Raw genomic sequence first — 20,605 nt, 5'->3', positions numbered from 1 at the left:
TTCCGAGCGCGGCGGGCGAAATGCCCTCGTCGCCCGGAGAGTCCGATGTCCGAAACCGACACTAATCGCGTCTATCTCGCACCCAGCGAATACGTGGACAGCAATCATCCTTTGGTCCTTCGAACGGCGCGCGCGCTGGCCGGAGGAGCTATGGATACCGCCGAGATCTTGAGGCGCATCTTCTATCGCGTCCGCGACATTCGGTATGATGCGCCTGAGTTCGATCGGTTAGACTCGTTCAAGGCGAGCGATCTACTGGCCGAAGGCCGCGGATACTGTGTGCCAAAGGCGGCGGCGTTCGCCGCCCTGGCGCGGGCCGCGGGCGTCCCGGCGCGACTTGGCTTCGCGGATGTGACCAATCATCTCGCAACCGGGAAGACGCTCGAGCGCATGGGCGGTCTTGTGTTCGCATGGCACGGCTACGCTGAAGTCTGGACCGGCGAGCGTTGGCTTAAGGTGAGTCCGACCTTCGATGCCCCGCTCTGCGAGAAGATGTGCGTGGCCAGGCTCGAATTCGACGGCCGTTCGGACGCACACCTGCAGCCTTTCGACAGCACCGGCCGGAGTTTCATGAGCTATGACAAGCTGCATGGGACCTTCCACGACGTACCGGCCCGCTTTTTGGCGGCCGAGATGGTGCGTCTCTATCCCAGAGCCTGCGCCGCTATCCGCGCCGGCGAGTTTGCCCGTCTCTGACACGCACCGCACCTATCGAGGAGGAATCTCAATGCCGCTCTGGAAGGTCTATCATCCGGTCGGAAGCTTCTCCTTACAGGACAAGCACGACATCGCCCAGAGGATCACATCGCTCTATCGGTTGTTGCCGAAGTTCTATGTCGGCGTCGTCAGCCAGGAGGTGGCGCGAGACTGCTTCTATGTCGGCGGCGAGCCGGCGGGCGACTTCGTTCGAATCTGGATCGACCACATTGCCCGAACCTTCACCGACGAGGAGATGACGGGCCGGTTCTTGGAAGCCTGCCGGAACGTGTTGGCTCCATTCCTAGTCGAGCGCGGCCTCATATCAGATGGGAGATGCACGTGGACGAGACGCCGTTCATGGCGTCAAGCTGGTCATCTCCGACGCCCACGAGGGCCGCAAGGCCGCCACCGCCAAGGTGCTCAATACCACCTGGCAACGCTGCCGCGTGCACTTCATGAGATGCCCCAGAACAGCGTCAGCACCATCGTCAGGTGCGACGCGCCGCAGAGGAAGATGAAGGCGCCGAAGAGGCGGATGAGCGCTGACGAGCCGCGGTCGATGAAGTGGACGGTGCGGAAGAGCAGCGTCAGGCCGATGGCGAAATAGGCCAGCCAGGTCGTCAGATCCGACGCCACATAGAGCGTGAGGATCGCCGGATCTCCCGTCAAACTCAGGGCATGCTACTGCTACCGGTCGACGCCGCAGGCGTTGAGGATGTCCTGCCAAGTGATCATGGCGCCACCTCGAAATCAAAGACCGCCAGCCGGTCGTAACGGGTCCCGCGTCGGGCAGCGCGACGTGACGCTCGACTCGTAGTGCCAGCGGCCCGGCGTCACCGCCTCCGGCAGGGCCGCCGATGGTCATGGCGATGCCGACATACGGCGCCAGCTGATCGACCCAGGCGCCCCATGCGGTCGCATCCATGATGCCGAGGGCGACGATGAGCGGCCCCAGGCCGACAAGGGCCTGCCGGATCGGCAGGGTGAGGTTGGTGTTCATGATCAAGCCTTCGTGAGCGCGCCGGCCGCGAGCAGCGAGCCGTACGCGTTGAGGATGGCGGCCCCGGCCGACTGCACGTCGACGATCCGGCCGGCCTGAAGCGCTGAGCAGGTGGTGATGACCACGGGCGCGACCTGGGCGGCGGCGCTCCGGATCTTGGCGTTGCCTGTGGTGGCGCGATCGCCGTGCCGGCCAGCACGTAGGGGCAGGCCGCAGCGGCCTTGCTGGCCGTGCTCGACACCGAGGCGTCGAGCTTGGGTTGCACGCGACGAGCGCGAGCGCGCACGCGGCGGCGGCCGCGAGGGCAAAGAGCTTCATGGGAGGTCTCCGGGAGTGGTGCGGCTCAGCCCGGCCGCCAGGACGTCAATAGTTGTGGAGGGTGAGCAGCGGCGACGGTAAGGTAGGGAGCGCCTTTCCGATGGAGTAAGCGGCCTGAGGCAGCGCCTCATCCGACTTTAGGAGCCCGCTGTGAGCCAAACTGGTAGCGTCAGCGCGCGGCGGAGCGACAGGTTCTTGTCATGGCCGCTCCTCGTCGGCTGCGCGGCGGCGATAGGTGGGATAGTTTACGGCCTGCATTCGGGCCTGAACGGAGCCTTTCTGGCGGCAATCGCGCTTGGTATTGTAGCTTTAATCGCATCTCTTGTTGCCAGCGGACTATCGCTTCTCTTTGGTCGATGGAGAAAAATCTCTTTCGTTCTTGCTCGGATTCATCGCGCCGGTAGTCATTCTTCTGGGCGTCGGCCCATCAGTTGGGCCGAACCTTCGCATCCTGAGAGAGAAGGACGCCCAAAAGCTTATTGATGAAATCAAAACTCTGGCCGATCAATCAGCTATCGGTGTGCAACCGCGATTTATATGTATGGTACCTCAATATAAATCCGTTCTACAAGAGCTTCGTCGCGAGCAGCCGAACGTCGACCTAAATTATATTCGCTATGCTGGCACGCTATATGATCCGATTGTTGACGAGAATCACTCCGCGATACTCTTTGCGTATCAATCGGAAGCTGTTGTGGTTGTCGTTCCCTTGGCAGCGCCATCCGAGCGAGAAGGTTACAGCTGCAAGGCAGCTCCAGCTAGCGTCTCACTGGTTGGCAGAGCGTCAGGACGCGGCATCGTGGTCGGCCTCGAATGAAAAAATTGCCTTGAGGCCGACGGCGTAAAGGCCGCTGCGGCAGCGGCCGGCGCAAATCGACGACGAGGCCATAGCCGAGGCGGTTGAGCTCGGTCTGGAGCCGCTCGACGGCGAGGCCCTTGTCGCCCTCGGCGCACGGTGCCAGGGATGACGTCGCTGACCGGCGGGGGCAGTGAGGCGTGCGATCCTGCTCGCGTCGAGATTGACGGCGACGATGTCGGTCATGGTTCCGGCCTCGCCCTATCAGCAGCGGCTGCCTTGCGGTCGCAACAGGCGACGCGGAAACTCGGACCAGCCATGCAACCGATTCGATCAGACATCGCTGTCGCCGAGCAGCAGATTGAGGCCATCCGGTCCTGGGCAAGGTCCAAGAGTCGGGTCGAGCAGGTCAGGCTGTTCGGCAGCCGCCGCAAGGGAACGCACCGTCCCGACAGCGACCTGGATATCGCCGTGACCGTCAGCGAGAGGCGGAGCTATACCCGATCAACCATATGGTTCTTTGACGCGAAGGATTGGGGCACCGCCCTGTCCGCTCGCATCGGCATCAGGCCGATATCAGAATCACCGACGTTGGAGAGCCCTGCCAAATCGACTATACTGCGCGGAGGTCGGCGACATCTTGATCTTCGACGCGGCAGAAGACCGGCACCAGTGATTGCGGATGTGACTTCAAGCCTGACTGCAGACCATCTCCCGCTTCAGCTCAGTGCCGCCGGGCAAGCTGTACACGAACATGGATCTGTATCCACCGCCCACTACTCGACGGTACGATTCAAGCTTGCATAGTCCAGCTGTAAACTGTTCATGAATAGACAGCACATCCTTAGCCGAGTCGCGTCCGGTTTCTTGCTTAAGCCTATATCGTGTGAATATCTGCCTTCGATCACAGTTAAATTAAGCGTCCGTGAAAATAATAATCTTTAGGACACCCTTTCTATCCAGATAGCTAGTATTCGTCTCGTAGAGTCGAGGTAGCGTGCAAAGCTTTTCGTCTCTCTCATTTTGGCTGTGCGCGAGCGAGCAACATATTGCAAGCCCCATAGCGGCAACTGAAACGATAAAAAGGCTTTGGAACATGACATTGCTCTCGAAGCGGCATCACCTCCATCAGGGTTAGCACACTCCCGGCGAGGGCCGTCACCAGCTGTCCACGGTATGGCGGGTTCTGCTCGGACGCGTCAGCCCCTATTCCGTTGGAGGAACTTCCGGCCGGCTTCAGTCCATCGGCCCATAATGCGGTGGCTGCCTACAAGCTCGACCAAGCCATGCTCCGCGAGCACCTCGAGAGCGTGCTCGCCGGCAGACATTGCAAGACTGTCGAGCTCAGCCTCGTCCTCGTTCTGCCGCAGGTACTGATTGGCCATGAGCGCCAAGGCAAATAGGACCGTCTTCTCGCTGTCGTTCAATCCACCATCCTCCGTTCGCGTGACCGTGCCAATCGTATCACGGTGCAGGGGAGGAGTAGCTGTGGGCTTGCGATCGGCTTCGACGCGGGCCGGGCTCGTGCGCTTGCCTCCAGGGCTTGCCGCTTGAGTTTGCCGGCCCAGCGTCGAACTCTGTTTTTTTGTAGCTACATTTTTGTTGACGCCATGAATTTATGGCGTTCCAAAAATCTTCGTGAAGATCACCTTCGATCCCGCCAAAGCTCCAAGCCACCCTCGATCCGAGGGGGCTCGACATGGCACGGTGTGGCGAGGTGTTCGACGGTGCGACCATCACCATCGTCGACGATCGGCCCGACTACGGCGAGGTCCGCAACATCTCCATCGGTCATCTCGACGGGCGCATGGTCGTCGTCGTGTGGACCCCGCGCGGCGCGGCCCGCCGCATCATCTCCATGAGGAAGGCCAATGACCGCGAGCAAGCGTTCTACTCGCCGCGATTTCGTTGATCCGGACGATGCACCGGACCTGTCCGCGCCGGAGTGGCAGGCGAAGGTCGCGGCCGCGCCGGTGAAGCGCGGCCGGCCCATCGCCGAAAACCCCAAGCGGCAGGTGACGCTGCGACTCGATGCCGACGTCCTCGACGGCCTGCGCGCTACCGGTGCTGGCTGGCAGACCCGCGTCAATACCGCGATCCGCGAGTGGCTGGAGCGGCAACGGTGACGTCATCCTAGATGAAGGCGTCCGGCGACCCCGGCCGCCAAATAGGAACGACGCGCAGCGCGAAGGAAATCGCGGAGGAGATCTCTGAACACTCCGACGTCCTCGCGAGAGCAACTCAGCAAGCCGCGAAGGCGTTGGGATTGTTCGAAGGAGCGAACGCCGCCATGAAAGCTGCGAGAAAATTGGATGTCCCGTTTGATCATCCCGTGAGGGACTATGCGGATGAGGCGTTATGGATGGAGGCATAGCGCATGACGGCGGGGCGCCAATCGTCATCAACCCGGACCGGGGCGAGGTGCTTCGCTGCGTGCTGAACGACCACAAGGCGCGCGCCGCGGCCTACCGCTCCAATCCGGAACGGAAGCAAACGCCGACGTCGTTGCGGAGGGCCTCGCCGCTGCATGGATCCCGAGCAGCAGCTCTCCGGCATGGAGAAGCCGCCGAAGGTCGTCTCGCTGCACCCGCGGGCCGTGGACGAGTATCTCGCCAACGTCGCCCGGCTTTGATGAAGCAATCCGCGACGGCCTTCCCGTCGGCGCCGAATCGACGCAAGCGCTGCGCGACATGATCCAGACCGTGACGGTGATGCCGCCGGCCAAGGGTGCGGTTCAGATCGAAGGGAAGCTGGCGGCGCTGCTGGCCGACCGTACCATGTTTCCCGAACGCTCAAGTTCGGGGGGGGCGATGGTAGCGAGGGACCGCTACCGCCGCTCCCCACACCCTGGCACACTCATTCTTTTCAAGCTCGCGGCGTAGGGACGGACCTCGGTTTATCCTCAAATCGAATTTTGTGATGCCAGTTCGGGGCGAGCGCGTCGAGGTCTAGATCTGGCAGGTGCTGCGTCACCGCGACTTCGGCGTCTTCCGCTCGAGTCCCGTCCTGCAAGCCGTCGTGGCGAAGGCGGCCTATCCCGCCGCATGGCTCCATGTCGGAGAACGATGTCGCGGATGCGTTTTGGGGTCCTTGCCTTCAGAGTCTCCATCGCCTCGGTCACCGAGCTGATTTCGCCGCTCGAGCCGAACGAGGCCGCCGGTGCCGACGTCGCGCGCTTCTCGCCGGTGCTCCCCTTGCCGCTATTCAGCTTCGGGCTCGGGTGCGAGTACAAGCGCCATCTTCCGCGGCCGGGCCGCCTCCAGCGGCGCAGAGATGCGCTCCGAAGGCAATGGTCACACGTTCGAATCGTGTGGGGAGCGCCATTTTCTCCTGCTAACTCCAATTGATAGCCAGTGTGAACCCGCCGCTCCAGGCGAGGACTCGCTCTGTTGCAACCACATTGCTTACCAAATGAAGGCGCGCCGCGGCGCGCCATAGAGGGTGTCTGGCGACGCGAAGGCGGGGCGGCACGAGTTGACGGACTTTGAATGGTCGATCGTCGAACCGCAGTTGCCTAACAAGCCACGCGGCGTCGCGCGCGTGGCTGATCGGAGGGCCTGAACGCCATTACTTGCGGCTGCGGGCGGGCTCGCCATGGGCCATACCCCTGAGTGCTACGGACCCGCGACGACCTGCTACAACCGCTTTGTCCGGTGGCGAAGGCTTGGCATCTGGTATCGGGCTTTCGAGGCGATCTCCAAGGCTTGCGTCGGCAATCTGCAGATGGTCACCTCGTCCTTGGTGTGCGCCCATAAGCATGCCGGAACGCCAGAAGAGGGTCCGCTCCCCGCGAGGGCGCGACGCTCCAACCCCATGCAGGGGGCGCTCGCGCGGTGGACAAGCGACCAAGATCCATGCCCTGGTCGACGGCAACTGCCCGCCCATCGCACTCAAACTAACAGAGACCCAAGCGCACGATGGGCGCCGCGTCGCTGACATGCGCGGCAATCTCGTCCTAGGGGAATGTTATGCCGAACGCGGCCGGATCGGGCTTCTCGTCCTTTCGGGGAACCAACAAGCGCTCCAGCCCACCCGGCACATAGGTTGCCAGCAGCGTTGTCTCGTCGCCCACCACCTTGATTGTATGTGGTACACCACGTGGAAGAGCGGCGTAAGCACCGGGCCCCACCTCGGCGGTGGTATCGCCGACCGTCGCTATTAACTTTCCCTGCACCACATAGACGAGCTCGTCCTCGCGCGAGTGGGTGTGCATCGGGGGCTCCTCGCCGGCTCGTACCGTCCACAGCACAGCACTGTAGTCGCCTCCAGACTGGCTGCTTTCCACCTTGATCTCGATGCGCGACCCGCCGCCATGGGTCACTGTCTCGCCACTCTGTGACGGTGTCAGAACTGGTTTTCTGACTGCCATTTGTCGTCTCCTGATTATGCACACTGCTTGGGTGTCCTAGCGGCGACAATCGATTGTCGCTCACCCCGATCAACATGGGATCCCACTCAGCAAATGAGAAATGACGTCACGCCATGGAATTGATAGCCAGGCGTTATCATGGTCGAGTGAGAATCGCCTGGACTTAAGGTTCAGCTTGCCGATTCCAATCGAGGAATTCCTAATTAATTCAATGTCTTTCCTCCAAAAATATTGTTATGTGACTCGGTGTCCAGCGGCGCCTCTCGAGAAGGTGGCCCGCGTGAGCGCTACGCTGGATGAAAGCCGGTGCGAGGCCGCGATCGGCAAGCTCGCTGAAGTCCTTCTGCCGGACGAGCTCGCAGACGCGCGCCGAGCCTTGGCCTCGGACAATCTCGAACTGGGCGGCCGGCTCACTGCCGACGTTCGCCAGTTCACCAGCGCCGAGGTGGAGCCCAGGCGGGGTTGAAGACCAGGAATCCCTACGCCACTGCGGCTCGCTGGAAAAAGACCGGCGATATCTAACTCCCTCGGAGAATGCAAAGAGCTCGCCGGAAGCGAGCCGAACCACTGTCATGCGCGTCGAGAAGCGAAACTTCGGCCATGGCCAGCCAAATCGGATCACCGGGCCGTCGACGCTCCGCACGCCTTCAGCGACATGCTTCAATGTGTTGATTCGAGCGTAGGTGATCGACGCATCATTGCGCATGGAGGATCTGAAGAGTGCTGGAGAGCGACCGATGGGCCTCCCGAAACCAAACATCAAATCTTTGATCGCTGTCTCATCGCGTCGCGAGGCGTGGCCACCGGGAGAGCCGGCCCCGCCTCGCATCCTCGCTCGGCCGGCCGAATCTATTTCGGCGGCAGCAGCGCCTTGAAGACGATTTCGATGAGCTGCTCTGGAAAAGCCAGCCTCGAGACGCCAATCAGATTGCTGGCGCACTGCGGCCGTTCTGTAGCGTAGGCTTCTTTGCGCACCTTGCTTGCCACCGCAAACGCAGCATCGACGTCGAGGACATAGAGCGTCTCTTCCACAACGTGGTCGAGGGGGGGCCCCGAACTTCGCCAGGATCTTCGCGGTGTTGGCATAGGTCACCCGCATCTGCTCTTCCATCATCGAAAAATCGACGGGCTTGCCGGATGCATCGAGCGTGGCCGGGGCCACCATCTTTCCCTTGTCGTCGTGGCTGAGCTGGCCGGACACATGGATCGCGTTCTCGATCCTGATCGCCTGTGCGTAGCCGTAAATGTCTTCTGCCGGCACTCGGTGATAGGCTGCCTCTTTGCCATTCGTTGTGGTCGTATCGGTCAAAGTCATCTTCTCCGTTGCGCAGGGCGGGTCAAATTCGGCCGCGGTCGCGGCGCCGCCGCGCCGCGGCGACGCGTCAGCTTGGTTATTTGAAGGAGGCACCGCCACCGCGACATGTCGTGATCACGATAGCTGTTGATGGCAATCGCACCGCTCAAAAAAAGGCATGGAGCGCGGCGCCTTTTTCAGTTGCCGGCCCGCGCCCGGTCAAACCCCTTTCGAGCAGGACAACGGTCCCCTTTCCGCCATCTGCGCAGACGCCGACGATAGCGAGTGATCCTTCGGGCAGCGACCAGAGCTCCTTTACCGTCTGGCTCAAGCCTCTCGCTGCTGCGAAGGGGTGGCCAATCGCCACGGAGCCGCCATTGGGATTGACCCGATCCCACGGGAAGTTACCAAAATCTGCGTCAACCCCGGCCTTGGAGCGGATCCAATCGTTACGCTCGATCGCGGCAACGTTGGCCAGCGGCGAAGGCTTCGTGGAGTTTCCAGAGATCTATGTCATAGAACGCATACCGTGCCGCGCGAGCAGGCGAGGAACCGCATAGGAGGGCGCCCATCAGCAGCCCTTCGATATTATGGTCGACCGCAGCAATCTCGTAATCGACCAGCCGCAGATAGGGGTACTCGGCTTCGTCAAAGCCGTCGCAGGCGTGCTCTCGCTCTTCTTCATGTCATGTCGTTCCTCAGCCCACGGTGGTCACTAACTCTGGAGTATTGTGGTTCAGGTCGGCCGAATGCAGATGTTTTCATCTGATGATCTGAATGTATCTTATAAGCGGCGCGACTTGCTCCAACTGCCACTTCCGGTTGCTCGTTACGCATCGGCAATCAGTGATGCGATGTCCTGAAGCGAACGTCGGCTGAAGTCCTTCGCGACCTCACCTATGATCTTTCCTCTGAGGTCGCGGTGAAAGTGCTTGCGCATTTCTCCCAAGGTCCTGGGATCTGAAACTACCACCAGGTGTTGTATGGTTCCGTCGAGGCTAAGCTTGTTCAACAACGCCGCCATCGCCGCGGCGAAATCGTCCTCGACCAGGCGCCTGCTGTCCGGGTTGGCCGAGCCGGTGTGATGGCGAACACCAGACCCTGAATGCGCCGGTGCAGGCGGAACCTCCGTGATTTCGACAAGATGCACGCCGGGTTTGACGCCTGTGTTATGGAACAGGCGCATGATCTGCCCGTCAGCGACGGCGACCGTCGTACCGGTAGGTAGAATCATCAAAAGATCTCCTGCTCACGATTACCAACAAACGCCGGTGGGATATGACACTTAGCCGCGCTCTCCGAGGGGTCTTCGACGAGCTCCTGACGCGAAGCTCCCCAGAGCAGGGCAGCCCCAGTAACAGCCGAGAGAATCGATGAGGCAAAGACGGCAATCTTGGCGGCCGAGAAGGCGCTGGGATCCGGAAATGCCTGGCCGGCGATGAAGAGGGACATCGTGAAACCGATGCCAGCAATGGCTCCCGCCCCGGCCAACTGCCGCCAGGTGTAATTCACCGGCTTGACGGCGATCCCGGCGCGCACTGCCGCCGCCGACGCGAGGATGATGCCGAGCGGCTTTCCTATGGCGAGGCCGACGATGATCGCGGCCATGAGCCAACCATGACTGGCGAAGACGTCCGGATTGATCGCGACGCCTGCATTCGCCAAGGCGAAGATCGGGAGGACAAGGTAGCTCGATCGCGCGCCGGCGTGCCGGAGCAGTCGGTCGGCAGGCGATTCAATCCGGTCATGGATTGCGTCAAGCGCGTGCATCGTCGGGGCGGAGGGGCCATGCCTGAGAACCTCGCCTTCGTGGCGAGCCTCGGAAGCGATGATGGTGCTGGCCTGCATCATCAGAGCATCGAGGTCAGCAGGCGGGCGTGTCGGAATGAACATCGCGAGCACCACGGCGGCCAGCGTCGCATGGACCCCGCTCGCGTGGACAAATACCCACAAGGTGAGACCCAACAGGATGTATGGCGATAGAACGTAGACTTTCGAGCGGCTCAGCAGCGCCATCACGACAACCGCTGCGGCTGCCGCGGCCAGGTAGCCTGGTTGGAGTTCGCCTGAATAGAACGCGGCGACGACGACGATTGAACCGATGTCGTCAACGATAGCGGCGGCGGTCAGGAAGATGCGCAGCTCGACGGGGACGCGTTTGCCCATCAGGACGATCAACGCGATCGCGAACGCAGTGTCGGTCGCCATCGGAACGCCCCAGCCGTGTGACCAAGGCCCACTCGGGACGACCAGCACATACAGAAGCGCTGGCACGACCATGCCGCCGATCGCGGCGGCGATCGGAAGCGCCGCGGCGCGGCGACTTGCGAGGTGGCCGACCGTCATCTCGCGCTTCACTTCCAAGCCCACGACGAGAAAGAAGGTCGTGAGAAGCGCGTCATTGACCCAATGGAGGAGCGACATCCGGAAGTGTGCATCACCCAAGGTCACGCCAAGTTCCTGATGCCAGAATGCCTCGACAGCCGGCCCGATCGGCGAGTTCGTCGAGATGATCGCCGCAACGGTCGCAACGATCAGCAAGATGCCGGCGGACGGCCCCCAGCTCGCGAAGTCGAGGGCTGCAGTTCGGACGCGGTGACCGAGCGTTCCCAGCATCGCATCGACGAAGGAGCTCTCGTCCCAAGGCCCGTCGTAACGCCGACGGTTGATGTAGAAGGTCGGCGTGAACCTCACGCCGCTCGCGAGTGAGCTTGCGACATCGGCGTCCACCCTTGCTTTCGCATGCTGCACAGCGTCGCTGTCGCCGAGGGCAGCGTTCACGCCGAGGTCGGCTGCCACCGCGACGAGATCATCGTCTGTCAGCTCCATCGATCGCGTCATCAACGTGATGTGTGCGGTCCAGAACGCCTCGGGCGTCTGCGCAAGCTCGACGAGCTGCGCGGCTCGAAACGCAAGGCCGTTGCCCGCGAGCGGCCTGTGACGGAACGCGCAGCACACTCGGTCGCCGAGTTGGTCGCGCGCTTGTGCGATGCGCTCGTTGGCGGCTCTGCAGTGCGGGCACGCATAGCTGCCGTACTCGACGAGCGTGACTTCGGCATTCGCCGAGCCGAGCACATGCTCCGTCTCGTGGTCAACCGGACGGTCGAGGCGCCCGTTCGGGATCATGAGCTCCATCGGTTAAACGGTCTCCAGGTGTTAGCGCCGGCTATGACGTCGGCGCCGTTGTCACGGAGTTGATGAGGTGGAACGCGCCGCCCTCGGGCGACGGCGAATAAGTGATCTCGCCAGCGAAGAGCGAGCGCCCGGCTGCTTCCGCACGCGGGAGAAAGAGCCGCACCAGTGTGCCGATGCCAGGTTTGCTTTCGATACGGATCGCGCCGTCTCGCGCATCGGCAAAGCGCTGGACCTCGGTGAGCCCGAGCCCGCTGCGGTTTCCCCGCGGTCTTGTCGTGAAGTGCGGAATGAGGGCTTGCGAGAGAACCTCTTCCGACATGCCCTCTCCGTCGTCGATGACGACGATCTCGACGAAGCGTCGCATCGCGGCCGAGGATTGTTCGACGTTCCGCGCTGCGACGGTAATCACGCCTCCGTCCGGCATCGCATCGGCCGAGTTGCGGCAGAGGTTCGACAGGGCAAAGGAGAGCTCTTCCACGTCCGCGTTGACGGCCCATAAGCCAGGGGCGACCTCAGTGCGGACTCTGATATCCGCACGCAACCATAGCTCAAGCTTTCCTGCAATCGCCTCGAGGTGACTTCCTGACACACATCCGTTGCTCGACGTGCGGCGCGGTTGCGCAGCGTCGAGGAGCTGCCCACTGAGCGACGAGCCCCGCGAGATCGCCTCCTCCATTCTGCCGACGATAGCCCTTCGATCCTCTGCATTGCTCTCGCACTCGAGTTGCCGCAGCCCAGTACCAATCAGCGTGAAGAGGCTGCTTATGTCGTGGGCGACCGACGGCGTCGCGTCCGTTGGCATGCTCACCTTCACCCGGCCGGCGACGGGGATGGGGACACCCGCGCTGGAGCCTCGCCTGTCGTGGCACAGGATCCCGGAGACTTCGCCGTTTGACCCGACGATCGGGATCTCAACCCACCTAGCCGCAACGACGGCGTCGCGTGCACGGCGCACTCTCGCGCTGAATCCCGGCTGCCCGCCGATCGCGAGGCCCGCGGCCTCCACAAGCACGACAGCATCCTCTATCGGAGAACTTTCAATAGAACCGGAGAGTAGACCGGCGATTGTCGCTTTGATTTGCACGTCCGACCTCCTAGCCCGCGACCCCTCGACGAAACGTCGACCTCGGCCCACACGCTTGGGTGAGCAACGATCGATTGAACAGTGTCTCAATGATTGTCGGAAAGGAAAATGAACTCTCGCCATAGAGTCGATAGCCGAACGTTATTGGAATGACAGACGCGTCTGGAACGGGCGCGGACAATATGCGCCGCACCCGTGTACGACGATTTGTGCAATCGATCTCTCGATGACCGGCAAAACATCTTCATGTTGTGATCCGCGAACCCGCGGCATTACCGTTGGTTATCGAGACCATAGCTTTACCAGCATATTCAACGTCGATACGAGTGGCGGAGCACGCCCGGTCGCGAAGCGGACGCGGCGGCGTGCCTCGTCGGTTGGCTTCGGAATTGCGAGAACAGCTATGGCGCGGTCCATCGCCGGACAGTCTGCTCCCGAACTCGAGGTCTCCTACTGGATCGATGCCGCGGGAAACGAGCGTCAGCCCGTCACTCTGAAGGAGCTCGGCGCACGGCACAGGCTTCTTTTTTTCTATCAGCATTGGTGCTCCGGCTGTCACTCGCACGGTTTTCCGACGCTCCAGGCGCTCGTTAAGGAACCGCGTACCAAGTGCGTCGCCTACGCCGCAATCCAAACGGTGTTCGAGGGTTCGTCGGTTAATACGCCCGGCACGCTACCTTTGGACCAGGAACGCTACGGCCTCAAGATTCCCTTCGGCCATGAGGACCGTTCGTCACTAGGCCTCTATCCCACCACGATGGAAAACTATCGCACCGGTGGCACACCATGGTTCGTCGCCATCGACCCTGCCGGGATTGTCCGTCAGGATGGGTTCGCTATCGACGTCCATCGATTTATCCGAGCAATTGCTGAAAACTCGCCAACGGTGCAGTGATATGTGCGATGCAGCCTTCTCCAATATCAATGGAAGAGAGCACCTAGCGTCGCTGTTGCGCGGCGGCGCGTTGTCCGGGGTGGCAATCCCAGACGATCGGTAGGAGCATCGCATGTCGCGCTTATTGGACATAGGAACGACGAAGCTGGCGCTCGATGCATCATCCAACGATAGACTGGCACCAAGCCACCCGGGGACGAAGGTTATCTCGAATGCCCGCTGACACGACACTCCCTCCGCCTCATGATCTTCGCCTGCTCTCATTGGCACTCGTCGCCGCACCGGGCTGCGCGCTCGCCGTTGCCAAAGCCATTCCACTCACGATGGATGCTGCGTCAACGGTGCTCATGCCGCTGTGCAGCACCGCAAGTTCTCCGGGATCGTCGGTCGAGGTCGTCGCATCCTATCCCTTAGCCGACATCGCCGGAAAGCGCGTCACGGTGGTCCGCGTGGTCTACGGGCCGGGCGCCTTTACCCCGCCGCATCGACACCCCGGCACGGTAACAGCATATATCACCAAGGGCGAAATTCGTTCGCAGCTCGGCGGTGGTCCGCTTGAGACGTTTACGGTCGGTCAATCGTTTTTCGAGCCACCAGGCGCGACGCATGTTGTCTCTGCGAATGCCAGTACGACGGAGCCCGCTGAGTTGATAGGGATCTTCGTGGCCGACGAAGGCGCGCAATTGACCACTTACCTGGACTGACGTGGCATGTCTTGTCGGCGTATCACGCCGATATCCTCAACCTGTGAAAGAGGCACCACCCAGTCGGTGGGGTGGATGGTATGGCCGCCAACTGTCAAGGGTGGCTGTTCAGCTCCCGTGGCGCAAGCACTGACGCTGACGCAAGAGATTTCCGCTGCGACCGTCCGCGGCGCGGGCGCGGCCGGTGAGGTAGCCGCCATAGGCACAAGCGACGCCATCGCGCAGCCGGCAACACCGATAATGCTGTGAAAGGAGCGCGCCGGAGGCGCTTCGCCTCGATGGCGGCGCCACCCGGGCGACTATCAGCGTCTTGCAGAATGTACGAGAGCCGCGCTTTGAAGACGATTTAGGTCGACACCTGTACCGCTCGAATAAGCTAACGGAGACGGCGGCGCAGCTTCCACCGTCCCTCTTCCCGAGCGACCACCTCCGACGGAGGCCATACTCGTCCTTACTCGGACAGCCACCATTACCCGCGCGAGGCTTATCGGTCTAATCGCCGAACTTTTTCGCGATGTCATCCAGCATTGGATAGAACTGAGTCCAGACGTCGTCCTTCTTTGCACTCGCCATGTGGCAATAGGCGCATTCGGCCTTCGGCTGCAGCGACGCAGTCATCGCCTTCGGCTCGTGATGATTGAAGTTGTAATAGCCCCAGCCGCCGGTCTCGGGGTACCGCTTCGAGTCCTTGACCGTGACGTCGGCGCCGTTGAAGGGCCCTGGGAAATAGCCTCTGCCAGACGCCTCGGTTCGCGAGCCGTCCGGATTCTCTTTTGCAAGCGTCAGCTGCAGCTCTTTGAAGAAAATTGTTCCTTCCGGGAATTCCCCGGTCTTCTCATAAATTGCCAATGAGCCCGGCTCGATATACACGTTATGGAATTCGGGAAAGTTAGCCTTGCCATCGTTCAGCGCGTTTGGCGTTAGCGGCGATCCCACGAAGACCCAGTGGCGCCAGTTCTTTGGGAGAATGAGGTCTCCGCTCGTCGTGTACTCGGGCAAATAGCGTGATGCGCCACGTTCCTCGGAAGCGGCCTGCTGGGCATCGCCCGCCGCCGAAAATATCAACATGCCGCTCAACACGGTCGTGCCGGCCAGCAAGGATAACAAAAGTGCCGATTTCCGGTTCATAGCTCCCCTTGAACTCGGCTCACGCACGAGCACACGATAGTGCGCCCTTCGTTGCAACGGCCGCGCCGTAAGTTTATGGAATCGCGCTGCTCCGGAGGTCCGAAATGTGTGTCTAGGGGTCCAAATGTTCGCGCACCGGCGAAGGCGAGGCCACCTCCTGCAAGGTATCGCGCCACCACGGTTCCGCACGCCGGCTGTCGACAGCAGCGTTCTTGCGCGCTCGAACGAGACGCTCTCATTTTTCGAGAGCCAATGTCTCGAATGCACGCAATTATATTGAAAGTCGATAGGCACTATCTTCACTGCCGGTGGAGGCCATGGAGCCGCCGCGGAGACCGACAAATGGATGGTAAGCCACTTTCGAAATCGGCGTCGACTTTGTTTGGCTCGCACGCACGCGGGAGTGGCTCCCGATCGCCGCCGTCATCGCGGTTGGCGCTGCCCTCGGTTCGGTCACAAGAGCATCCGTCGCCATGTAGCTCACTGCAAACGCGCTAAACGATGAACGATCGGCTCTCAGCACTCAGACTGTTTGTTCGCGCCGCGCGCGTGGGCAACTTCTCGCGTGCTGGACGCGAACTCGGCCTCTCGCAGCCATCCGCATCCAGACTGATCGCCGCGCTCGAGGAAGAGATCGGGGCGACACTCTTCAACCGAACCACGCGAGCGGTGACGCTGACCGAGGCCGGCGCGACATACCTGATGCGTGTCGAGGCGATCCTGGCGTTGATCGACGACGCCGATCATGAAGCTCGTGGCACGGGAGAGTTGCGCGGCTCGCTGCGCGTCGGTACGCCCATCAGCTTCGGCCTCAGGGAGATCGTCCCGCGGCTTCCCGCGTTCATGAAGCAGCACCCGGCTCTGAAGATTGAGCTCAGATTGACTGACCGGTACCCCGACCTGGTGACTGAGGGCCTCGACGTCTCGTTCCAATTTGGCCCCCTCCCCGACTCAAGTGCGACAGCGCGCAAGATCCTACACCAGGCAAGGATACTATCGGCTTCTCCGCGCTACCTGCGGGAACGCGGAACGCCAACGATGCCGTCGGACCTCGCGCACCACGTGGTGATTATCAGTCCGGCGCATCCCTCACCGACTTTCTCCTTCCGAAAGGACGGCCGCGTCACCTCAGTGCGCGTTGATAGCCCGCTCTCGATCACAACCAACGAAGTTGCCACGGCGAGCGCCGTTGCGGGGTTGGGGATCGCCGCGTCGAGTGAAAGCAGCGCACAGACGGAGCTCGAGGCGGGGCAACTCGTTCGAGTGCTGCCCGACTGGGATTTTGGTTCGATGGAGCTGAACGCGCTTTTCGTCAGCGGGAAGACCATAAAACCTGCAGCTCGCGCTTTTACCGACTTCCTATTGAAGGAGCTCCGTGCGCCTTATTAGTTCATACTTGGCAGAGAACCATACTATATGTGGGTCATTCCCGCCAGTTATCGATACGATACCTTTATCCCACACGGCGTCGACTTCTATATGCCGAACGCACTGGCCGACGCGAATGCAACGGCGAGCTTATCGCAAAGCTGAGGATTTACGTCCCGCTCCCGACAACCTGCTCGCTGGTCCAAGTGGGTCGAGGACAAGACCGCGAGGGTTAGGGTCGAATCGAGCCCAAGATGACTGTCTGTCGCCGCAGTTGTCGAGAGCCAGGATTCGATCTGACCGTGGTCATCGCAGGAGGATGAACACGATGACGATGCCCTGGCCAGAAATAACCTTCAAAGCTTGGCATGAGACGTGTGCTGCGCTGCATCTCTGCACTCAGGTCGTCAGAAAATATAGACTACCTCGCTCTTCCTGGATCAACCATTCCTGGCACGCCACGCTGTATGTCAACGCCCGAGAATTTACGACCTCGACTGTTCCGGATGGACCAGGTGGCATCGAGATCGAGTTCGATCTGCTCGACCACAAGGTCATTGGCAGCGCGAGCGGCGGCCGGCCCACCAGCTTCGAATTGGCCGAGATGTCCGTCGCCGACGTCTATTCCCGCCTCGTGGATCTGGTCGCGCGGATCGGCGGCACGCCCGAAATTCATGGGCAACCAAATGAGATTGCCAGTGCGCTTCCGTTTCGCGAGGATCACCAGAATCGACCCTACCATGCCGACGCCGTGACACGCTACTTCCAGGCCGGCGTGCAGGTAGATCGCGTGTTTAAGCAGTTTCGAACCGGCTATTTGGACAATGTCAGTCCGTTGCATTTGTTCTGGGTCAGTTTCGATCTCGCGGTGATCCGCCCTTCCGGCCGCCTGGCTCCGCGACATCCTGGCGGCGTCCCCGCTTTTCCTGACGAAGTGTCATGCGAAGCCTATTCACACGAGGTCTCATCCGCCGGTTTCTGGCCGGGTGGTGGCGGCGTCGATTTCCCGTCATTCTATTCATACGCCTATCCAGCGCCGGAAGGTTTCACCGATGCGTTGAACGCACCACAGGCGGCCTATTTCGACACCGCTCCGAGCTTTTCAGATGCGTCAATTGTCCCGCAGTCAGCCGATTTCGATACCGCTCCGGGTGAGTTCATCTTACCCTACGATGCCGTGCGCTCGGCCGAGTATCCTGACGCAACTCTAATGCAATTTCTCGAGACGACCTATGATCGGCAGCGCGCTTGGGCCACAGGCACGCGCTTCGGCGGGATGTGGTCGCAAATGGCGACCCTCCTCGACCAGGCCAGCGGGCTTTGGGCAAAGCGCGCCCTCCATGGCAAGGTCGGCGGCGCGTTCGCTTCGTCGGCGACGCAGCAAGGCGGCCAGGAGACAACACTCTTCACAATCATCGCGAACCTGCTTCATTTCGGGATGAGGTTGGTCGGGCTGAACTACGGATTCGCGGGCCAGATGAAGGTTGTCGAGGCCACGGGGCGCGCGCCGTACGTTGCGACGACGATCGCTGGGACCGACGGTTTGCGATGCCGAGCGCGAACGAGCTTGCAGGCGCCGGGTGCCAGGGGCGCACCGTTGCGGAAACCGCCGCGAAACTTCACGGCTGAACCATGCGACGGGAAAGCAATGGTGTGTTGGTCTCTTCGCGCTCGATGGGGTGGCACGGAGCTGACAGCGTGAATGCGGATGCGGACGAGCAAGACCGGATGGAGCAGATTGAGCGCGACCTGCTCGTTGATCTGAGGCGAGCGCGTCGATCACTTCGTCTTCGCGAGATGGATGAAGCTCCGGAGATCCCGCGGGTAACATGGGGGCAGAGGATAGCGGACGCGGTCGCCAGTGTGATGGGATCGTGGAGCTTCATCATCATCCAAAGCGCGATCCTGTTCCTCTGGATAACGGCCAATCTGATAGGTGCTATCAAGGGGTGGGATCCCTACCCGTTCATTCTTCTCAATCTCGCGTTGTCCTTCCAGGCGGCCTACGCCGCGCCGGTGATCATGATGAGTCAGAACCGGCAGCAGGACATCGACCGCAAGGCAGCGGAGAACGACTACCGGATCAATGTAAAAGCGGAGCTTGAGATAGAGTTGTTGCACGAGAAGATCGACCAATTGCGCGAACGCGAGGTCCTCGAACTAACCGAAGCTGTCAAGATGCTAACAGAGCTGCTCGTGCGCTCATCGTCGCCCACGCCCAAGGCAGAATCGGAGGCCGGACGGGCATCATAACGTCAGGCTATGGACTTCATGGCGTGACGGCATTTTCCATTCGCCGCGCGAAATCACATGCTTCGCGGGCTTCATGCTGATTGGACGCGCTGGACGACGCTCCTTTCTCTCACCGACGGAGGACATTCGCCATGGTTACTCGCGGGTTCACTGGCCGCCCTTCAGGTTCGGAACTATCGGAGCGGATCCCTCCGGGGCAACACCTCGTCGAGAATTTCCCTGTGCTTACGGCCGGCCCCACGCCGCGGATCGAGCCCGCCGACTGGACTTTCACACTGAAGGTGGGGCCCCGTCCGGTCAAAATTTGGAACTGGTCGGAGTTTAACGCGCTTCCGCGAACCAGGATGACGCGAGACATACACTGCGTGACCTCGTGGTCGAAGCTTAACACGGCCTGGGAGGGTGTCACCATCGACGACATTCTTGCGGACGCTGGCATGAGCGCGCCCACCCCGTTTGCGCTCGCGCATTGCTATGACGGCTACTCCACCAACGTGCCACTCGCGGATCTAGCGGCGGGGAAGGCAATGGTCGCGCTGAACTACGAAGGTCAGCCGCTGCCCCGCGATCATGGGGGGCCCGCGCGCCTGCTTGTGCCGCACCTCTATTTCTGGAAGTCGGCGAAGTGGGTGAACGGGCTTCAATTCACGGAACGCGACGAGGCCGGTTTCTGGGAGCTGCGCGGCTACCACATCTATGGCGATCCCTGGCGTGAACAACGATACAGGAATGACTGACGTGTCCGCTACGACATCGGGCTGGCAGAGCTGCGCGATTGTCGAGATCGCGTCGAGAACGCCGGCCATTAAGAGCTTTTTCCTCCGTCTGACCGAGCCGTTCGATTACAAGGCAGGGCAGCACGTCGATGTCCGTTTGACTGGGCCTGACGGCTACACAGCCACGCGCAGCTATTCCATCGCATCTGCGCCGAGCGGATCGGACTTGATCGAACTGGCGATCGAGCGCCTTGCGGACGGTGAGGTCTCGCCGTTTTTTCACGACGTCGCCCAGGTAGGCGACATGATCGAGCTTCGTGGCCCTCTCGGAGGCCACTTTCTCTGGCCGGGACGAACCGAGAACCCCGTGCTGCTGATCGGGGCAGGTTCCGGCGTCGTCCCGCTGATGGCCATGATCCGATACAGACAGGCGAGCGCGGAGCCCGTACCTGTCGCGCTGCTGCTCTCTTCCAGAACCTCGTTCGACGTGCTCTTCAGGGACGAACTCCTCGAGCTTGAGAGGTCGCTCCCCGATTTCGCACTTGCCCTGGCGCTGACACGCGAGCCGGCGACGCGTCGCACCGACTTCAGCAGGCGTATCGACCCGCCGATGGTCGCCGACGTTGCGGCACGGTTGCCCGCGGCCCCCCGCTCGGTCCTCGTTTGCGGATCGAATCCGTTCGTCGAGGCTGCCACAGACGCCGCGCTCGCCTTGGGGGTGGAAGCGGGCGCGATCAAGACCGAACGATATGGCATTTGAGAGACGCTCTCTCTTGCGCTGCGGGAACCGCGACATGGGAAAGCAGGAATTTCCGCCTACCTTGTCGGTGTCGTATCGCCACGGCG

General features: G+C 61.4%; 24 protein-coding genes and 3 pseudogenes. 17 read left to right on the top strand and 10 right to left on the bottom strand.

Features of this window, described 5'->3' with window-relative positions; all coding sequences use genetic code 11:
- Positions 1-45 precede the first annotated feature (45 nt).
- From IEW34_RS19085 to IEW34_RS30320, 3 genes and pseudogenes are all read left to right on the top strand, one after another.
- Positions 46-696 (top strand): transglutaminase-like domain-containing protein, encoded by a 651-nt coding sequence (locus tag IEW34_RS19085; protein ID WP_188610815.1) that lies wholly within the window; start codon positions 46-48, stop codon positions 694-696.
- Positions 578-1,018 (top strand): annotated as a pseudogene (locus IEW34_RS31130) (tautomerase family protein); the annotation flags it as partial. The gene IEW34_RS19085 and the pseudogene IEW34_RS31130, both read left to right, overlap by 119 nt.
- A 25-nt stretch (positions 1,019-1,043) precedes the next feature.
- Positions 1,044-1,160: pseudogene (locus tag IEW34_RS30320) on the top strand (transposase); the annotation flags it as partial.
- Here the strand turns inward: IEW34_RS30320 and IEW34_RS19075 are convergent.
- Positions 1,153-1,335 carry a hypothetical protein gene (locus IEW34_RS19075; protein WP_444542164.1) on the bottom strand — a complete coding sequence of 61 codons (183 nt, stop codon included), beginning with the start codon at positions 1,333-1,335 and terminating at the stop codon, positions 1,153-1,155. The pseudogene IEW34_RS30320 and the gene IEW34_RS19075 sit on opposite strands and share 8 nt — an antisense overlap.
- A gap of 366 nt (positions 1,336-1,701) precedes the next feature.
- Positions 1,702-1,824, bottom strand: coding sequence for a hypothetical protein (locus tag IEW34_RS30930; RefSeq protein WP_280516311.1), 123 nt, complete (start codon positions 1,822-1,824; stop codon positions 1,702-1,704).
- A 518-nt stretch (positions 1,825-2,342) separates the two neighbouring features.
- Between IEW34_RS30930 and IEW34_RS19070 the strand changes: the two genes are divergently transcribed.
- Together IEW34_RS19070 and IEW34_RS19065 are read left to right on the top strand one after the other, a co-directional pair.
- Positions 2,343-2,834: a hypothetical protein gene (locus IEW34_RS19070; protein ID WP_188610813.1), complete on the top strand. Its 492-nt coding sequence runs from the start codon at positions 2,343-2,345 to the stop codon at positions 2,832-2,834.
- 147 nt (positions 2,835-2,981) lie between these two features.
- Positions 2,982-3,620, top strand: a complete 639-nt coding sequence (locus IEW34_RS19065) for a nucleotidyltransferase domain-containing protein (protein ID WP_188610812.1) — start codon at positions 2,982-2,984, stop codon at positions 3,618-3,620.
- Positions 3,621-4,012: 392 nt separating this feature from the next.
- Here IEW34_RS19065 and IEW34_RS19060 read toward each other — a convergent pair whose 3' ends face one another.
- Positions 4,013-4,240, bottom strand: a complete 228-nt coding sequence (locus IEW34_RS19060) for a hypothetical protein (protein ID WP_188610811.1) — start codon at positions 4,238-4,240, stop codon at positions 4,013-4,015.
- 272 nt (positions 4,241-4,512) lie between these two features.
- Here IEW34_RS19060 and IEW34_RS19055 point away from each other — a divergent pair, with 272 nt between their 5' ends.
- The 4 genes from IEW34_RS19055 (at position 4,513) to IEW34_RS19040 (ending at position 5,695) form a co-directional block, all read left to right on the top strand.
- On the top strand, positions 4,513-4,725 hold the full coding sequence (locus IEW34_RS19055; protein ID WP_188610810.1) for a BrnT family toxin: 213 nt from the start codon (positions 4,513-4,515) through the stop codon (positions 4,723-4,725).
- Positions 4,685-4,939, top strand: a complete 255-nt coding sequence (locus tag IEW34_RS19050) for a BrnA antitoxin family protein (protein ID WP_188610809.1) — start codon at positions 4,685-4,687, stop codon at positions 4,937-4,939. The genes IEW34_RS19055 and IEW34_RS19050 overlap by 41 nt, the downstream gene beginning before the upstream one ends.
- An 11-nt stretch (positions 4,940-4,950) precedes the next feature.
- Positions 4,951-5,187 (top strand): hypothetical protein, encoded by a 237-nt coding sequence (locus tag IEW34_RS19045; protein ID WP_188610808.1) that lies wholly within the window; start codon positions 4,951-4,953, stop codon positions 5,185-5,187.
- 316 nt (positions 5,188-5,503) lie between these two features.
- Positions 5,504-5,695 (top strand): hypothetical protein, encoded by a 192-nt coding sequence (locus IEW34_RS19040; RefSeq protein ID WP_188610807.1) that lies wholly within the window; start codon positions 5,504-5,506, stop codon positions 5,693-5,695.
- 1,073 nt (positions 5,696-6,768) lie between these two features.
- Here the strand turns inward: IEW34_RS19040 and IEW34_RS19035 are convergent.
- Positions 6,769-7,182, bottom strand: a complete 414-nt coding sequence (locus IEW34_RS19035; RefSeq protein ID WP_188610806.1) for a cupin domain-containing protein — start codon at positions 7,180-7,182, stop codon at positions 6,769-6,771.
- 280 nt (positions 7,183-7,462) lie between these two features.
- On the opposite strand from IEW34_RS19035, the gene IEW34_RS19030 reads away from it, so the two are divergent.
- Positions 7,463-7,648, top strand: coding sequence for a hypothetical protein (locus IEW34_RS19030; protein WP_188610805.1), 186 nt, complete (start codon positions 7,463-7,465; stop codon positions 7,646-7,648).
- Positions 7,649-8,031: 383 nt separating this feature from the next.
- On the opposite strand, the gene IEW34_RS31125 is transcribed toward IEW34_RS19030, so the two are convergent.
- From IEW34_RS31125 to IEW34_RS19005, 5 genes are all read right to left on the bottom strand, one after another.
- Positions 8,032-8,214 (bottom strand): RidA family protein, encoded by a 183-nt coding sequence (locus IEW34_RS31125; protein ID WP_373288273.1) that lies wholly within the window; start codon positions 8,212-8,214, stop codon positions 8,032-8,034.
- Positions 8,215-8,642: 428 nt separating this feature from the next.
- Complete coding sequence (locus tag IEW34_RS30640; RefSeq protein ID WP_244642094.1) at positions 8,643-8,843, bottom strand: hypothetical protein; 201 nt, start codon at positions 8,841-8,843, stop codon at positions 8,643-8,645.
- 462 nt (positions 8,844-9,305) lie between these two features.
- Complete coding sequence (locus IEW34_RS19015) at positions 9,306-9,710, bottom strand: host attachment family protein (protein ID WP_188610804.1); 405 nt, start codon at positions 9,708-9,710, stop codon at positions 9,306-9,308.
- Complete coding sequence (gene nhaA, locus IEW34_RS19010) at positions 9,710-11,611, bottom strand: Na+/H+ antiporter NhaA (protein ID WP_188610803.1); 1,902 nt, start codon at positions 11,609-11,611, stop codon at positions 9,710-9,712. Before nhaA ends, IEW34_RS19015 begins: the two co-directional genes overlap by 1 nt.
- A gap of 31 nt (positions 11,612-11,642) precedes the next feature.
- Positions 11,643-12,695, bottom strand: coding sequence for an ATP-binding protein (locus IEW34_RS19005; protein ID WP_244642093.1), 1,053 nt, complete (start codon positions 12,693-12,695; stop codon positions 11,643-11,645).
- Between the two features lie 226 nt (positions 12,696-12,921).
- Here IEW34_RS19005 and IEW34_RS19000 point away from each other — a divergent pair, with 226 nt between their 5' ends.
- Together IEW34_RS19000 and IEW34_RS18995 are read left to right on the top strand one after the other, a co-directional pair.
- On the top strand, positions 12,922-13,590 hold the full coding sequence (locus IEW34_RS19000; RefSeq protein WP_244642092.1) for a TlpA family protein disulfide reductase: 669 nt from the start codon (positions 12,922-12,924) through the stop codon (positions 13,588-13,590).
- A 212-nt stretch (positions 13,591-13,802) separates the two neighbouring features.
- The gene (locus IEW34_RS18995) at positions 13,803-14,294 is read left to right on the top strand and encodes a cupin domain-containing protein (protein ID WP_188610800.1); all 492 of its coding nucleotides are present in this window, start codon (positions 13,803-13,805) and stop codon (positions 14,292-14,294) included.
- Between the two features lie 492 nt (positions 14,295-14,786).
- On the opposite strand, the gene IEW34_RS18990 is transcribed toward IEW34_RS18995, so the two are convergent.
- Positions 14,787-15,422 (bottom strand): cytochrome P460 family protein, encoded by a 636-nt coding sequence (locus IEW34_RS18990; RefSeq protein WP_244642091.1) that lies wholly within the window; start codon positions 15,420-15,422, stop codon positions 14,787-14,789.
- Positions 15,423-15,923: 501 nt separating this feature from the next.
- On the opposite strand from IEW34_RS18990, the gene IEW34_RS18985 reads away from it, so the two are divergent.
- The 5 genes and pseudogenes from IEW34_RS18985 (at position 15,924) to IEW34_RS18965 (ending at position 20,519) form a co-directional block, all read left to right on the top strand.
- A complete protein-coding gene (locus IEW34_RS18985; RefSeq protein ID WP_188610799.1) occupies positions 15,924-16,811 on the top strand; it encodes a LysR family transcriptional regulator in 888 nt (295 codons plus the stop codon).
- Positions 16,812-16,926: 115 nt separating this feature from the next.
- A pseudogene (wrbA, locus tag IEW34_RS30635) lies at positions 16,927-18,419 on the top strand (NAD(P)H:quinone oxidoreductase).
- A 69-nt stretch (positions 18,420-18,488) separates the two neighbouring features.
- Positions 18,489-19,043: a DUF1003 domain-containing protein gene (locus tag IEW34_RS18975; RefSeq protein ID WP_244642090.1), complete on the top strand. Its 555-nt coding sequence runs from the start codon at positions 18,489-18,491 to the stop codon at positions 19,041-19,043.
- A 131-nt stretch (positions 19,044-19,174) separates the two neighbouring features.
- A complete protein-coding gene (locus IEW34_RS18970) occupies positions 19,175-19,780 on the top strand; it encodes a sulfite oxidase-like oxidoreductase (protein ID WP_188610798.1) in 606 nt (201 codons plus the stop codon).
- Entirely contained in the window at positions 19,773-20,519 is a 747-nt protein-coding gene (locus IEW34_RS18965) for a ferredoxin reductase (protein WP_188610797.1), read from the top strand. The genes IEW34_RS18970 and IEW34_RS18965 overlap by 8 nt, the downstream gene beginning before the upstream one ends.
- Positions 20,520-20,605: the final 86 nt, after the last annotated feature.

It is taken from the genome of Chelatococcus reniformis (assembly GCF_014640075.1).
GTDB classification, from domain to species: domain Bacteria; phylum Pseudomonadota; class Alphaproteobacteria; order Rhizobiales; family Beijerinckiaceae; genus Camelimonas; species Camelimonas reniformis.
The sequence above is the reverse complement of the archived record's forward strand: the minus strand, read 5'-3'. Positions and strand labels throughout refer to the sequence as shown.